This window comes from Gilliamella sp. Fer4-1 (assembly GCF_001690515.1).
Classification (GTDB): Bacteria; Pseudomonadota; Gammaproteobacteria; order Enterobacterales; family Orbaceae; genus Gilliamella; species Gilliamella apicola_C.
This window is the reverse complement of record NZ_LZGZ01000081.1, coordinates 14,222-29,135: the sequence shown is the minus strand read 5'-3', so window position 1 is coordinate 29,135 and position 14,914 is coordinate 14,222. Positions and strand designations below refer to the sequence as shown.

Here is a 14,914-nt window from a genome sequence, read left to right as displayed (position 1 = left end):
AAAATTAGCCAATAAAGCAATTCAAGCCACACAAAGCGAAATACCCTCCATCAATGATGGCATACTCAATGTGAGTAATGGGAGTTACACCTTTAGTAGCTATGCAGATGCTACCGACGTAAAAGCTAAAGTGCAATTGGATAAATTAGATTACATTTCAGATGATAATAATTATAGTTTGAAAGATGTTAATGTATCGCTAAAACCACTTAATACACTAGAAGACTTTGAATACCAATTTAATATTGGACATGCTAAATACACGCTAGATGGCATAACAAAAAGTACGGTTAATATTGATAATTTCCAATCAAAAGGTAATTTTAACTACAAAAACCAAAATGGTGATACACAAAGTAGCGTCGATAAATTAGCATTCACCTTTGCTACCGCTTCATTTTCAAAAGTTCAATCGGTAGTAATCAATAACATGATTGTAAACCAAAAAAGCACATTAAATAATGCTAATACCGTAGATGGTTCATTATTTAGTAGCATAGATTCAATTCTGTGGGGACAACAAAATCTAGGAAAAGTATCATTAGACTTTAATTTCCAAGGTGCCGATAAAGATCTATTTTCTGATCAATTTAGCCTTGAAGACTTTGATGAAATTATTGATAGCAGTCGCCCAGTTCATACAAAATTTTCACTAAACAAATTTAATTGGCACAACGCGGCTGGAGATATCAATTTCAATTTTGTGATGGATGTAAAAGATATAGGCAAAGATGCATTAGAAAATAATAATAATAATGTTGATAAAATAGATCGCCTAAAACTACAGCTTAGCGCACCATTTGATGTATTAGGACGTATTTCAGCACAAATAGAACATCCAAATACCGATAACGTCACACCAGAACAAATTAATAAAGCAAGCTCGAATCTAGTCATGATGAGCAAAATGTTTTTATATAATTCACCAATAGTTAATTTCAGTAAAGACGGTAAACAAGGTATATTCACCGACATTGAATATTCTCGTGCCCTTGACAACGTCAAGGTAAATGATAAGACAATGACTAAAAAAGCATTTTTAAATAGTCTTCAATAAATTACCAATATAAATTCAATTAACTTCCTAATTATTCCGCCAGTTTTATTGGCGGAATGTGATTTAAACTAACCGAATAAAACATTCTTATGAACACTCAGGTCAACGCATCAAATGAAAACCAGTTCAAGCGAACCATGAAAACTAGGCATTTAATTATGCTATCACTCGGTGGTGTGATTGGTACTGGTTTATTTTTTAATACTGGATATATTATTGCAACCGCTGGTGCTATCGGCACAATTATTGCTTATTTAATTGGCGCACTAGTGGTTTATTTAGTTATGTTATGCCTTGGAGAGCTAGCGGTTGCCATGCCCGAAACAGGCGCTTTTCACACTTATGCATCACGTTTTATTAGCCCAGGCACAGGTTATACTGTTGCGTGGCTATATTGGCTAACTTGGACAGTTGCACTGGGCTCAAGCCTAACTGCAGCAGGCTTATGTATGCAATACTGGTTCCCTTCTGTTTCAGTCTGGATTTGGTGTTTAATATTTTGCATTGTGATCTTTGTATTAAACATTATAACTGCACAATTTTTTGCTGAAAGTGAATTTTGGTTTTCAATTATCAAAGTACTTACTATTGTCATTTTTATTATTGCTGGTGCAGTAGCCATTTTTGGCATTATCCCAATGAAAGACAATATACCAGCCCCATTTTTGCACAATATTACCGATAATGGTTGGTTTCCTAACGGCATCACCCCGATTATTATAACGATGGTATCAGTCAATTTTGCCTTTTCAGGTACTGAATTAATAGGCATTGCAGCAGGCGAAACCCAACAACCAGAAAAAACCATCCCATTAGCTATTAAAACTACTATTTTACGGCTTATTATATTCTTTATTGGCACAATCTTTGTTCTTGCTGCTCTTTTACCAATGGAACAAGCAGGCGTGATAAAAAGCCCTTTTGTCACTGTTTTTGAAAACATTGGTCTGCCTTATGCTGCTGATATGCTTAACTTTGTGATTTTAACTGCAATTTTATCTGCTGCTAATTCAGGCCTTTATGCATCTGGACGTATGCTATGGTCGCTATCCAATCAAGGAACATTACCCAAATGCTTTAGCAAACTGACCAAAGATGGTATTCCTGCATTTGCTATCACAATGAGTATGTTAGGAGGATTACTTGCATTACTCACAAGCGTTATCGCTCCTGATACCGTATTTGTGGCATTAACAGCTATTGCTGGCTTTGCCGTTGTTGCTGTTTGGTTAAGCATTTGCGCTTCGCATTACTTTTTTAGAAAGCAACTATCTACAACCGAACAAAACGCACTAAAATATAAAGCACCATTTTACCCACTTGTGCCAATTTTAGGCTTTATTTTATGTTTGATTGCCTGCATTGGCTTAGCTTTCGATCCTCAACAACGCATAGCACTTTATTGTGGTATTCCATTTGTGATTGTTTGCTTTATTGCCCACCACTTTACCCAAACCTACCAAAAGCGAGTGGCAAAATATGACCAATAATAATTTAATTCACTCGCTCTTAAAGCAAAAAAAACACATTATTATTGATGGCGCGCTGGCTAGCGAACTACAGCGCCGCGGATGCGATCTTAACGATAGTTTATGGTCGGCAAAAATATTAATTGAAAAACCAGAATTAATCCGCCAAGTCCATTATGATTATTTTAAAGCTGGTGCTGATTGCGCCATCACCGCCAGCTATCAAGCTACACCATTAGGGTTTTCCCAAAAAGGCATTGCGTTTGATGAATCTATCAAACTAATTAAAACCAGCGTTGAACTTGCAAAACAAGCCAAACAACAGTATTTAACGGATACCAAACAAAACAAACCCTTACTAATAGCCGGATCAGTGGGACCTTACGGCGCATATCTTGCCAATGGATCAGAATACACAGGCAATTATCATCTTGATAAAGAGGCTTTTATTGCTTTTCATCAAGACAGAATTCAAGCATTGATTGAAGCGGGAGTTGATATTCTTGCTTGTGAAACCCTACCTTCATTTGCAGAAATCAAAGCATTAACTACGCTTATCGCACAATTCCCGACAATGGCATGTTGGTTTTCATTAACGCTAAAAGATTCAGAGCACCTTAGTGATGGCACACCATTATCACAAGTTATCAACTACTTAAACAATATCGAGCAAATTGTCAGTATTGGCATTAACTGTATTGCATTAGAAAACGTCACCCCAACATTAGAGGTACTAAATAAACTCTCCACCAAACCGCTAATAGTCTACCCAAATTCAGGCGAACAATACGATCCAACTACCAAACAATGGCATAAAAACCATCAACATAATTGTACATTTAGCAATCAATTACCGACTTGGATAAAATTAGGGGCTAAATTAATTGGTGGTTGTTGTCAAACAACACCGAGTGATATTAAGCAAATTGTAGCGTTATTAAAGGGAGATTGATTTTTATCAAAAAATCGAGATTTTAAAAACAAAAAACTAATAAAATCAATGTATTTTCTGAACATTTTTTGAATAAATAATAAAAGGAGAATGCGTTTGTTTTTGTAATATTTTAGGCAGGAGAAATAAGTATTATAAAGTATAAAATGAGATAAATTGAAAGATTATAATTTGTACTAGCTCAAACCTAATCTGACAGTTACCCGTTTTTATTGGGTGTCCGTCAGATTAAATAAAGGCTATTACAAATAAGTAGCTTAATTTTCTACGTGAATTGTGTACTAAGTTTGGAGTATTTAAATTTGTTGTAACGCTTTGCTTGCTGTTTTAGACGCGCTTCTATCGTTTTCTCAACTTTAACCAGACTTTTAAAGCCATATTTTATTGTTTTGTAACTGATGCGGCGTGTGATAATTATTGTTTAAATCAATTGATAATTAACCACGTCGCATGTTTCTATATTTGAAAATAAATTACATTTTACGGTTTTGTTGGGAAAATTACATTTATATCTGATGTGTCGATACGAGTTAACAGAATTCTATATTTTTTCCAATTTTTTAATTTTTCTTCATCACCATCTTCAGCCATATCTAAATCAATAGCGTCGAGTAGTATTGATATTTTCTCATTTGCTTCATTGAGTAATGTGTTTTTCAATGATTGATTATTTTTGATAATGCTTTCATTTTTAGTATCATTATCCAATACCCATTTTGTGCCATCCCACTTACAAAAATCGAATGGTTCTAACTCAGTAAAACCATCTCTAACCTCACCCAGATAATCAATCTTAACGGGTGCTTTTGTTTCAATGTTGTATACTGTTTTTTCTCGATGGTCCTCAACTAAAACCCACTCGCCGTTTTTTTCACATGGCCAATATCCGTCTTTGAATTTTGGTTCTACGCGCAACGCATTATCAGGCGGTAGCGTATTATCGTTAGCTTCGAGTTCATGAGTAAACGGTTTTAGCTCATTTGTGTTATCAAAATAATAATTAATCATATTAAACTCCAAGATAGATTGCGGGTGTCATACCGATATTTAAAGGTCTGTTGTCGTCACTAGTAACAGGTGCTACGCGTGATGCGTCAAATGTTATAGTTCGTTCCGGAAAATCAGAATCAGTAGCATATGTGGCTGCATTCGAGTGTCTGTTATTTAATCCCGATCCAGCAGTATTCGGTTCACCAACATGAAAAACGCCAACTCCAACAGTTCCACGCCATTGCATGACATTATAAAGTTGTCCCCAGATATTACGAATTGCATCATTTTCAATGCTACCAACTTGCCTGCTAGTTCCATTAACTGCACGCTCAAAAAAACCTCTACCGTCATCCGAAAACGCGGTTGGGACATTGATATATTGTTGACCGTTAATTACTTTGATTGTGATTTTGTAATCTTCTTTGTAGTTTGCAGATAAACTATTTAACGCTCGACCTTGTGGTGAATCGAGTAAATAGTTATCACCATTTCGGAAATACCAGCCATGCGGTAGTTCTGATGCTCTGAATGCCATTAGCTTTTGTTCACCAACAATGTATGGTTTTTCAGCTCCAGCAATCATCAAGTCCCAAAATTCATTACTGTTAGGATTGATATTTTTTACAGTTTTTTTTGCGATAAATGCAGAGCCGTCAAAACCAACAACGTCATCTTTTGTATATGTTGTTGAACTGTTGTATGTTCCACACCAGTTAAATCTGATGTTACCTAAGTTTATTGTCGCCATTTTTACCTCTCTTTTTTATATAACCATCAGTAAGTTTTTATTGTTAACAGTAAATTCACAGCCGCCAGGAGCAATCACCCATTCTAAAAAGTTCTCAATATTTAATATGTTGTTATCTATATTTCCTGCTGTTTCTAAAATCAATTTTGCACCATCTTTTTTAAAACCATAGAATTGTGTAGCTACACTTTGTGCTATTTGTTTAATGCTCTCAATTTTTGCTATAAACTCGTTTGAATTTTCAATGACTAGCCACGGCTTTCCGTTGTTCATTTCATCAGTCACATTAGTTTCAGGTAAAACGTGATGAGGTAAATTACCTGCCCATGCATAATATTTTTTTGTTTGTTCATCATAAACAATTTCATTTCTTGTATTTATAGTACATCCATCATTGAAGTTACCAATTGACTCATAGCCTATCTTGGCTTCGATTAGCTCATTTACTTGTTTTTGTAGTTTTTCGTCATTGCCGTCAACATATTCCTTATTAACAGCATCATTTTTGTTTTCTGGTTTTTTTAAATTTTCGATACGATTACATTTAGCATCAAAATTTGAATTATCTTCAGATGCAGATAATGTAAACTCTAATGCAGTATTAATTGTGTCGACTGTTCTTTTTAAATATTGTGTTCTGTTAGCAAGTTCATAATGAGGTTTGTTTGCTATACCCCGCACACCACCCCCGACACGATCTTTTCGCTGAATGAGATATACATTATCTTCCCATTTTACTTCTTCAATTAAATGTTCCATTATTTACGCCCTCTAATATGCAAATTCGTATCGTTCATCATATGCAATTTCATCATCGTATAAGATGTCGTTAAAATCATTAAACTGTATTATTCTGCCAAATTGGCCAAAATCGGATTTCGGATTTTTTGATAAATCAGGTAATAGTTGTAATGTAGTTTCAATATTTGAAAATTCTGATTTATCATCAATCAAGCTGATAAATTCTATGGGATCTAGTGATAATCGGAAAAGCTCAATATTTATTGTTTTATCATCAACTATATTTTTTCCTTCATAACGCAATGCTAAATCTAATGGTTCATTGTTTAAAATACTAATACCGCTTAATCCTGAGTAATCATATTCAACTAAAATTCGTGAAAATTTTGGTTTTGTTATAAATAAAATTGAGCCAGCTTTACAATCAACAATATAGTCAACATGTTCATTTAAATTTTCGATAAAAACATCTCTTATATTTTGATGTTGTAAATAGATTGTCATACCTGATTTTATATTTCTGAACTCTTCTTCAGCCCAACTTTGTTGATGTGATACAGACTCTCCGCGTAATAATAATTTCAGATTTTCCAGTGAACGATCAAACCATGTTGCAGTAACATTACCGCCCGTAAACGTAATAAATCTTTTGCTATTAACTAAGCGCCCCCCAATACTGCGTTTACTATATTGTTCTTCAAATTCAAAATTAATTTTTAGTGATGATACATCTCCGATCCATCGCCATTGATGATCCCTTTTTTTATGCGTTAAAAACACTTTACCTTGACCGTAGTAATATTCACTTTCATTAGACATTATTTACTCTCCACAGTGATATGACCTTCAGGCAGTGTTGTTACAAATTTTTGTAATGATTCATAACCATCTCGAATGCTATATAAAGTTAAAATGTGCAAATCATCATAAACATAATCTTCTTGAGATGAATACGGTAATAATATGAATGTATCAGTGGTATTAAATTTCCATAGAATTTCTTTTGTATAATAATCAGCAATTTCAATTATATATTCAGTACCTAGTTCTGGTCCTATATTATCTGAAACACAATCAACCAAACGTTCTGCCTGCAAAATGCGATCGCGATGTGAAAAACTTATGATATACGTATCAGATTGTTCAATTACATCTGGATATAATGAGTCATTAACTTTGATATTTCCGGGTAAATATGGACGGATTTGCCTATGTAACATTACTATTTTATTAATAGGTGCAATATCATCATTTAATATACCTGCATTAGTTTGCGTGAGTAATTTGACGCCAACGGTTTCACCATTAACATACTCAATATGATCAGTTGCCAAGGAGTTCTCATAGAAATATATTATTGAGTTTGATAGGTGTTTTTGGGGTAATGAATCAACACAGCCGCGCCCAACTTTTATCATATTTGTTTCAAAATCAATTTCATCAATGCGCATGAACTCATCATCAACCAGAAGACCTTCGCCAATCATTGGTTGATAATCTGAATCAATTTTGATTTCAAACTGTGTTTCAAGTTTATCAATATCATCAGTTAATTTTGCAAATGGAGTCCAATCACTGCGATTTTCATTAATTGCAGAGCCAGCTGATTGAGATTGTAATATATAATTAATTGATGATTGCGTGGGAGCTAATGCTGTAACACCAATATATCCTGAAATTGGTGTTACATAGTCTAAATCGGCAGCACTCAATGCTGCTGCTAATAATGCATACGGTAATTCAATCAGTTTAATGTCGTTTACAGCATGAATTGAGTTATCTTGCTCAACCCATTCACTATTTTGTTGTGATGCACTATACGATGTAGATGACAAACTAAAAACATCTTGCACACCGGTTATTAATAACGAGCCATCACTTTGTTCTTCTATTTTTCCAACTCGGAGAATCATATTTTCAATATCACGGTCAGGCAACGATACACGAAAACACGATGCGGGTTCCAATATGCCACCACGTCTATCAAATTTAATAATTAAACGTGTAATACCTGCTGCATTCATTTCAAGATCTCGCTCAGCCACGCGAGCGGCCAGTTCTTGGGTTGGCACAGCTTTATATTCAACTGAATTGCTAATTAAACCAACTTGTTGAATTGATGCTAGATTTTGAGCACGAACAGTTCCATCCTCATGGGTAACAGGATTACTATATGTAACAACTATTTCATTATATGTCGCATCATTACTCGCTGAATCATCATCTTGTACTGATAAAATACCGTTATCATAATTAAATGATGGTAATTTTTCTGGATCATAGTCGTTACGAATTAGCTTTAATGTTAATTTTCCGGTTGATAAATCAGCATATTGAGCAGCACCAATATGATCTAAAATTTGCTGTATAAATGTTTGCAGTTGATCTTGTCGATTGTATCGAAAACATAAACCAAACTTTTCATTAAATAGTGTATCTGCCGCTTTTTTAAAACTGTCAATATCGATTTCATCCCAACTTAATCCTCTTCCCCAATCTCGATTTGTAGCGCATTCGAATAAAATATGAGCAGGATTCATTGCATGAATATTTCGAATATTATGATTCAGCTCTTTATTCAATGCAGCTATTTTCCGTTGCCTTTCTTCTTCTCGTCGTTTTTCTTCCTCTTGTTTTCTTTTTTCTTGTTCAATTTGTTCAGGGCTTTTGTCTTTATTTTTATTTATAAAGGGATATTTGTTTTTATTCTTCTTCTTTTTATGTATTGGACCATAGCGGCTTTCAATCTCACTTTCAATGCCTATTATTTCTGACAAGTCATCACGTAATACAATGGTGCATTTTTCAGGATACCAAACATTGCCTTTATCCCAGCCTTTCGCCGTACGCCGAACTCGATAAGACCATGGTTTTGGCGATGCACTGTAACAACTAATTAAGCCAGAATAAAACGTTGTAACCATCCCCCGAAATCCAGGAATCAACCCTTTTAAAATACGGTTTAAACTATTTGATGGGATTTGATTTTGTTCACCCATCATTATTTCAAGGTTTCCTTCAATGCCTCCCTCACCACCAGTGTCTTCACCACCAAAAAGATTTGGTTTATTAATGTTAATCGTGCACGATGCAGTAGCTTCACTTTCAGCGCCGAGCCACACAATTTTTTTATCTGCAGTGATTGCAACAATAGAATTAATAGGACCACGGCCTAAACCACAGAATAAATCCCAATAGTATCTGTATCCAACTGTAACTTTACTGCTTGAACTACTACCCATTTTTTTCTAACTCCCGAGATTTTGCAATATTGACAATATGTAGCGCTAATGCATCACCTGTTTTTAAAACTATTTCTGAATCAATATATCCATCACGAATAAACGCATTTAAATCCAAGTTATAGCGTTTAAAAAACTCACGTAATCCTCCGGCACAGCCACCACCAGCACGAATATGCTCCATTGTTATTTTCATAATTGACACTCCAAATTACTTACGAATTGCACTATAACGATAGTTACCATAACCCAGTACGAACCAGTCAGATGTCCAACAGTCACCAAAAAAAACGCACTGCGGAGTACCTTCGTCTGGAATGGGCATATTCCAATCATCTTCAGTTGCAGCTGTAGGACGATTACTTTTTGGTTGTTTCGCTGTAACACGTGCAATCACATAACTGGCAACAATAACAGCAACAAATTTAGCAACAGCCCACCACATAATAAAATTCCTCCAAATTAAAACAGTTTGACGATTGTGAACGGTGAAATACCTGGAATGTGCGGCTGCCCACCATAATTCAAATGGTTATTAAATTTTTCATTACAGGTTTTGATTGTTTTGTCACATCCTGGATACAAGTTAATATGCATACCTTTATGTAAACCTTGAGTCCCCCCTAAAATACCTATCACATTATTAACATGCGCTTTTAATCCGCGTAGTTCTTTAATCCCATCAATGTAAAATTCCATATATCCACCAGAAAAATAACCTGATGCAATATTCGGTAGATTTACAGTAATATTTGCTCCATCAAGAGCAATAATTTCTATATTTCTGACTTTGTAATTTTCTTGTTGAATCCGGCAATTGTGGTCATAAAGGGCATAGGGGCACGAACGGCCATAAGTTAGTCTTAAACCGCTTCGTTCAAACGAACTTGCGACACTTGCCGTAATTAACTTTGCTTTTTCAATTGATTCACGTTTAACTTCTTGGATTTTTCCGACCCAGATAACTTTAAATTCATTATTATTTTCGTGTAACTGATACATTTTGATTACAACGGGTTTGGTTGGCGGTACGCCACGAAATAAACGAACTACGTCCGACGTTGACGGCAATGTAATTTCTAGGCTATTACCGGTGCCTATACTGAGTCCTGTATTACTGATTACTTCACTTATCCACATCACACCATTAAAATCAATATTTCTATCAGCATTGGTATAGCGATAATATTTTTGTTCATTACGAATAAATTCATATAACGTTAATGGTTTACCGTTATTTGTTGAATACTCAAATTGATTCCAACTCATCGCGTACTCCTCTAAAACTACAAGTTATATTAGCTAGTCCATCGGCATCGGTTACATGTTTCCAGCTGACAGAATCGGAATCTAATCTACACAGTGTTAAAAATGAGACTGACAAAATATCTTCAGCATTTGCATTGATTGATTCATTGAGCAATAAACGCTCAATTTCATCAGAAACGATAGCGACAAGTTCAATACGACGATATAGCTCATTGCCATTACATAACGTGATAACTAAATCTTTTCGACCAGACATTAATCCAATTTCATTAAATCCCGTGTTTTCAACTTCAAGAACTCGACTATCAACAGCTAGAACATTAAAATCACTTGCTTGACTTGAAACCCAAATATTTTTTTGACAACCATTTAGATAATAAAACAATTGTCGTAATTGCATTTGCTCAACTCGTTCCGTTATAAACCATCTAAATTCCTGAACAAAAAAGGGCAATTTTGCAGTATCTAATCGACTTGGAATACTTGAGCCATTATCTAGTTCTAATAAAAATCGCTCATATCGGCCTTTTAACGATTCAAACCAATCTGGTTGTATAGTTAACACAGGAAAATGGCGATAAATGGGTAAAAATGAAATATTGTTACTAAATGCATTATGCTCAGTAATTCGAAAACGAATTTGCGCACTTAATAAATCATCATTATATCGAGTCAATTCTGGGGTATCGGTTAATACAGCCAATCGAGTAGGATAAATACATACACCGGCCAAAAAATTTGATTTAACTGGATTAACTAATGTGATTGAATCTGTGCTTATCGCTGCGACTTCAAGTAATGCTGTTTGATTAACATTGTTAATCTCACTTTTAATTAGTACTTTATTACCGACTACAAAATCACGACCTACCGTGCTGCACGGCAGAACTATAGCACCTGTATTTACATCATCATTCAGATAGGTAACATCAGTATAAATAGGAAAATACCAAGAATTACCCCCAACGAAGGCTAATCGGTTTTCAAATCGTGCACGTTCATTACCATTAATTAAAATAGAAAATTCAAACGTCCGACGTGGTGATAATCGTCGAGCAATGCGTTGTTCTGCACCACTGTATGATTGTAAAATATCGGTTTTCCATTCCAGTATTTCAGTTATGCCATTAGTCCAATCTGGATCAGCTTGCCATAAAAATTTTTTCATTATGACAACTCCTGTTTTAGCGTTTGTGAATTCGCTCTGATCCACGTCATCATCGCACGAGAGCCAGCAACAGAACTAATACCTGACTTCATCATTTCACCGCTATCTAAAACCAAAGTTTGTTGAATAACCGGTGCCGATTGTGCTTGGTTAGTTGCTTTTGATGCGTTTTCATCATATAAATTGGGTGCTGTTGGCCTGCTAACATTAGAAACTAAACCGCCGCTGGCGTAACGATGCAATCGCCCAGTATTAATCGCATGTAAATAGTCAACACCATATTTTTTAACTGAGGCAGCTTTAACAACATATTCACCGTTAGATAATTTTGCTGGGATAGAGTCAGATGTTGAAGTGCCAGCACCAGTTATATAACCACCAGTCGCCGCCGCTACTGCGGCAGCACCCATGGCTGAACTTCCGGCATTTGCACTTGCCGCAGTAATCATTGCCGCGCTAATAATTTCACCTGCTGCTGTACCTGCGGTAATCATTGATGCTGAAATAGTCTCGGCGCCAATACCTGCCGACATCGATATTGACTCACCCATCAATCCAGCGCCAGTCGCGCTACTTGTTGCAATTGCTGTTTCCATCAGCCCTGCAGAAGCAGCAGCACTGGCATTATCAACAGCTGCATCAGTGGCAGAGCCAAACAACGAACTACCTAGATTTGATAGTCCATTCATTGCCATATCTGCTAAACCGTTTGTCGCCACTTGTGCCATCGACGACAAAATGCTCTGCGCTAGGTTTTGTAGTGCGTCTTTTAATTCAAAAGTACCTTTTGCTAAAGAATCAAGACTACCTTGGATACCGCTTTGCAAGCCGTTTTTAAATGCATTGGTTAATGCATCAGTAGTTTTATTTAGCTCTGCAATTTGTAGTTGTAATGTTGCTAATGCTTTTTGTGCATTTTCGCCAGCTTGGCCCGGTAATTCAGTCATGGCTTGCAGTGTAGGTAAATACTCGGCTAGCTCTTGAGCTGTTTGTTTATGCAAATCAACGAACTGGCTTTGGGCTTCAACTTGTGTAATTAAACCTGCTGTAACTTGTGCTTGTAACGATTGTTCTTTTGTTGATTGACGTGATTGTGCTTGCTGAATTTTTGTTGTAATTTCATTTAAATTTGCTTCAGCTTTTTTGAGTGGTAAAAGTCGGTCGATTAAGTCGATACCTTCTCTGTTACCCGTTTTTTTAAATTGTGCTAATAAGTTGTTATACCATTGCTCAACTGTGTCATCACTAGCTTTTGTACCAAGTAATAGTTCATTTAATTGTTGCTGCAACGCTAGATTGGTTTTGTCATTTGTTAATGAAAAATCAGTTTTTTTGTTATGTTTTGCTGCATTTTTAGCGTCAACTTGTTTCGCTAGTGCAATGGCTCGGTCTTTTTCTGCTTGTGATGCATTTTTATACTGTCCTTCATTGATTTCATGCATCACACGTTGCAGTTCTGTTGTCAGTTTTAGTGATTTTTCAACCCCTTTATTGTATTCAAGAATACCTTTATCAGTAATATTTTTAACATCTTTATCATATTGACCACCAGCAAATGATTTTCCGTCACTTGAAGTAACGCCCTGTGCTTGCAAATCTTTACGACCCTTTTCATCAGCCCACAGCGCTTCATATTTTTTACGTAAATCATCAACCGCCTTGGCTTGTTTTTCGGCATCAGTTGCATTTTGTTTATGAAGCTCGTCAAGTTCTTTTTGGGCTTTTGTAGCTTCTTTTTTTACTTTGTTTTCTTTATTTTCAATTTCGGCTTTTTCTTCGATTGCTTTTTTTTGTGCTAATAAATATTGCAACTCCTCTTCATCGAGAGATGTCCATGGGACAGCAAAACCATCTGGAGTTATTTTACTGTTATATTTTTTGTTTTCTTGTAACTTAGCAATTTTTTCATCAAGGGTTGCCATGCCCATATTAATTTTCAGATCTGTTTTTAAATTTTGACCAAAATTACTAACTTCTTTTGTAAATCGCTTCCAAGCTGCGCCTAGTCCAGTTAAATGATCTTGCATATCATTTACTCGCTGCTCCATTACTTCTGAAAATTTTGTTGTTGCAATCGCTATTGCTTCTTCAGTATTACCTTGTGCTTCTAATGCTGCAATGTGTTGGTATGTCGCTAAATCTAGCCAATTATATTGACGTGAGGTTTCCATAGCCCAATCAGCTACACTATTTTTCATCCCATCAAAAATTTTAATCGAATCTTCAGCACTCTGTCCTGTCAATGCCATCAAATGCGCTGATGCTGTAGCAATATTTTCAATTGAACGTACTGATAACGACCCTGTATTGGTTAAATCAACAATGATTTTATTAACATCTTTGTAATCGCCATTAATTTTACCAATTTTATTTGAGATCTCATTTAATCTACTACTGGTAGTTCCAGCATAATTACCCGTTGCGATTAGTGCTTTATTGAAACGATTTTGTTCATCATTTAATTGACTGATGACCTTAGTCACTCCATAGATAACACCAATAAACGCACCAACCGACAATGTAGCTGCACTAAATAATGGAGGTAATTTACCTGTCATATTTGCAATTGAAAATAATGAGTTACCAATGCCATTAAAATTACCAGTTGCAAGCTGCTTGGACATCATAAAAAATGTTCGGTGGGCGCTTTTAGTATTCAACTCTAATCTTTTTGTTCCATCATTTAGTGACTCAACAGTTGATAATGCAGCACGTTGATTACTGATTTTTGATAAATAATCATCAAACGTATCACTATCAATTACTCCCGCTTTTTTGGATTTTCTTAACTTGCTTTCTAATTCATCTAAACGACTTAGACCTTTTGTCGCTGGATCAATGCTAGCAAGTAATTTATCTAAACCTTGGCGCAGTTTTTCAACTTCTTTTTTATGTGCTTCAGCTGCTTTAGCTGCAATACTCTGTGCTTTAGCTTGCTGTTCGGCAGCAGCGGTAGCTTGCGCACCACGGTTCATTGCTTCAGTTTGTGCCATATAAACATCTCTCATGCTTTTGGCACTTTTTTTGTTAGCATCTTGAGCAACATTTGCTGACTCTTTCAGCTCAGCATTTAATTGACTGATATTATCTTTTGCTCTATTCACGTCAGCAGTGAACTTCATTGCAATATTCATATCGTTATTAGCCATTATTGCTCTCCGCGTAACTGTTTTACAAACTTAGTAACTTGTTTACCACCATTAAAGCCAACACAAATATCTTCAATTCGGTTAGCTCGTTCTCGGTTTTGTAGCTTAATTAATTCATCGTAATAC

The 14,914-nt window shown here is 35.5% G+C and carries 13 protein-coding genes; 3 read left to right on the top strand and 10 right to left on the bottom strand.

Going from position 1 to position 14,914, the window contains the following annotated elements:
* The 3 genes from A9G30_RS03150 to mmuM all read left to right on the top strand — a co-directional run.
* The coding region (locus A9G30_RS03150; RefSeq protein WP_141671963.1) for a DUF945 family protein at positions 1-1,057 on the top strand (1,057 nt) is incomplete at its 5' end.
* Between the two features lie 89 nt (positions 1,058-1,146).
* Complete coding sequence (gene mmuP, locus A9G30_RS03145) at positions 1,147-2,547, top strand: S-methylmethionine permease (protein ID WP_065588029.1); 1,401 nt, start codon at positions 1,147-1,149, stop codon at positions 2,545-2,547.
* Positions 2,537-3,478, top strand: a complete 942-nt coding sequence (mmuM, locus tag A9G30_RS03140; RefSeq protein ID WP_065588028.1) for a homocysteine S-methyltransferase — start codon at positions 2,537-2,539, stop codon at positions 3,476-3,478. The genes mmuP and mmuM overlap by 11 nt, the downstream gene beginning before the upstream one ends.
* Positions 3,479-3,958: 480 nt before the next feature.
* Here the strand turns inward: mmuM and A9G30_RS03135 are convergent, their stop codons facing one another.
* Genes A9G30_RS03135 through A9G30_RS03090 form a run of 10 tightly spaced genes read right to left on the bottom strand, consistent with a single transcriptional unit; the run spans position 3,959 to position 14,788 of the window.
* On the bottom strand, positions 3,959-4,486 hold the full coding sequence (locus A9G30_RS03135; protein WP_065588027.1) for a tail fiber assembly protein: 528 nt from the start codon (positions 4,484-4,486) through the stop codon (positions 3,959-3,961).
* Between the two features lies 1 nt (position 4,487).
* Complete coding sequence (locus A9G30_RS03130; protein WP_218057209.1) at positions 4,488-5,219, bottom strand: hypothetical protein; 732 nt, start codon at positions 5,217-5,219, stop codon at positions 4,488-4,490.
* A 15-nt stretch (positions 5,220-5,234) separates the two neighbouring features.
* Entirely contained in the window at positions 5,235-5,978 is a 744-nt protein-coding gene (locus tag A9G30_RS03125; protein ID WP_065588026.1) for a hypothetical protein, read from the bottom strand.
* Between the two features lie 12 nt (positions 5,979-5,990).
* Complete coding sequence (locus tag A9G30_RS03120; RefSeq protein WP_065588025.1) at positions 5,991-6,779, bottom strand: hypothetical protein; 789 nt, start codon at positions 6,777-6,779, stop codon at positions 5,991-5,993.
* Positions 6,779-9,202, bottom strand: coding sequence for a phage tail protein (locus A9G30_RS03115; protein ID WP_065588024.1), 2,424 nt, complete (start codon positions 9,200-9,202; stop codon positions 6,779-6,781). The genes A9G30_RS03120 and A9G30_RS03115 overlap by 1 nt, the downstream gene beginning before the upstream one ends.
* The gene (locus tag A9G30_RS03110; protein ID WP_065588023.1) at positions 9,195-9,398 is read right to left on the bottom strand and encodes a hypothetical protein; all 204 of its coding nucleotides are present in this window, start codon (positions 9,396-9,398) and stop codon (positions 9,195-9,197) included. The genes A9G30_RS03115 and A9G30_RS03110 overlap by 8 nt, the downstream gene beginning before the upstream one ends.
* 15 nt (positions 9,399-9,413) lie before the next feature.
* Positions 9,414-9,647: a hypothetical protein gene (locus A9G30_RS03105; protein WP_065588022.1), complete on the bottom strand. Its 234-nt coding sequence runs from the start codon at positions 9,645-9,647 to the stop codon at positions 9,414-9,416.
* 17 nt (positions 9,648-9,664) lie between these two features.
* Positions 9,665-10,471 (bottom strand): phage BR0599 family protein, encoded by an 807-nt coding sequence (locus A9G30_RS03100; protein WP_065588021.1) that lies wholly within the window; start codon positions 10,469-10,471, stop codon positions 9,665-9,667.
* The gene (locus tag A9G30_RS03095; RefSeq protein WP_065588020.1) at positions 10,452-11,639 is read right to left on the bottom strand and encodes a hypothetical protein; all 1,188 of its coding nucleotides are present in this window, start codon (positions 11,637-11,639) and stop codon (positions 10,452-10,454) included. Before A9G30_RS03095 ends, A9G30_RS03100 begins: the two co-directional genes overlap by 20 nt.
* Positions 11,639-14,788 (bottom strand): phage tail length tape measure family protein, encoded by a 3,150-nt coding sequence (locus A9G30_RS03090; protein WP_065588019.1) that lies wholly within the window; start codon positions 14,786-14,788, stop codon positions 11,639-11,641. The genes A9G30_RS03095 and A9G30_RS03090 overlap by 1 nt, the downstream gene beginning before the upstream one ends.
* Positions 14,789-14,914 lie beyond the last annotated feature (126 nt).

What these genes read in the sequence shown, in the direction of transcription:
- mmuP (WP_065588029.1), top strand. Translation starts at nt 1,147, where the DNA reads ATGAACACTCAGGTCAACGCATCAAATGAAAACCAGTTCAAGCGAACC.
- mmuM (WP_065588028.1), top strand. Translation starts at nt 2,537, where the DNA reads ATGACCAATAATAATTTAATTCACTCGCTCTTAAAGCAAAAAAAACAC.
- A9G30_RS03135 (WP_065588027.1), bottom strand. Translation starts at nt 4,486, where the DNA reads ATGATTAATTATTATTTTGATAACACAAATGAGCTAAAACCGTTTACT.
- A9G30_RS03130 (WP_218057209.1), bottom strand. Translation starts at nt 5,219, where the DNA reads ATGGCGACAATAAACTTAGGTAACATCAGATTTAACTGGTGTGGAACA.
- A9G30_RS03125 (WP_065588026.1), bottom strand. Translation starts at nt 5,978, where the DNA reads ATGGAACATTTAATTGAAGAAGTAAAATGGGAAGATAATGTATATCTC.
- A9G30_RS03120 (WP_065588025.1), bottom strand. Translation starts at nt 6,779, where the DNA reads ATGTCTAATGAAAGTGAATATTACTACGGTCAAGGTAAAGTGTTTTTA.
- A9G30_RS03115 (WP_065588024.1), bottom strand. Translation starts at nt 9,202, where the DNA reads ATGGGTAGTAGTTCAAGCAGTAAAGTTACAGTTGGATACAGATACTAT.
- A9G30_RS03110 (WP_065588023.1), bottom strand. Translation starts at nt 9,398, where the DNA reads ATGAAAATAACAATGGAGCATATTCGTGCTGGTGGTGGCTGTGCCGGA.
- A9G30_RS03105 (WP_065588022.1), bottom strand. Translation starts at nt 9,647, where the DNA reads ATGTGGTGGGCTGTTGCTAAATTTGTTGCTGTTATTGTTGCCAGTTAT.
- A9G30_RS03100 (WP_065588021.1), bottom strand. Translation starts at nt 10,471, where the DNA reads ATGAGTTGGAATCAATTTGAGTATTCAACAAATAACGGTAAACCATTA.
- A9G30_RS03095 (WP_065588020.1), bottom strand. Translation starts at nt 11,639, where the DNA reads ATGAAAAAATTTTTATGGCAAGCTGATCCAGATTGGACTAATGGCATA.
- A9G30_RS03090 (WP_065588019.1), bottom strand. Translation starts at nt 14,788, where the DNA reads ATGGCTAATAACGATATGAATATTGCAATGAAGTTCACTGCTGACGTG.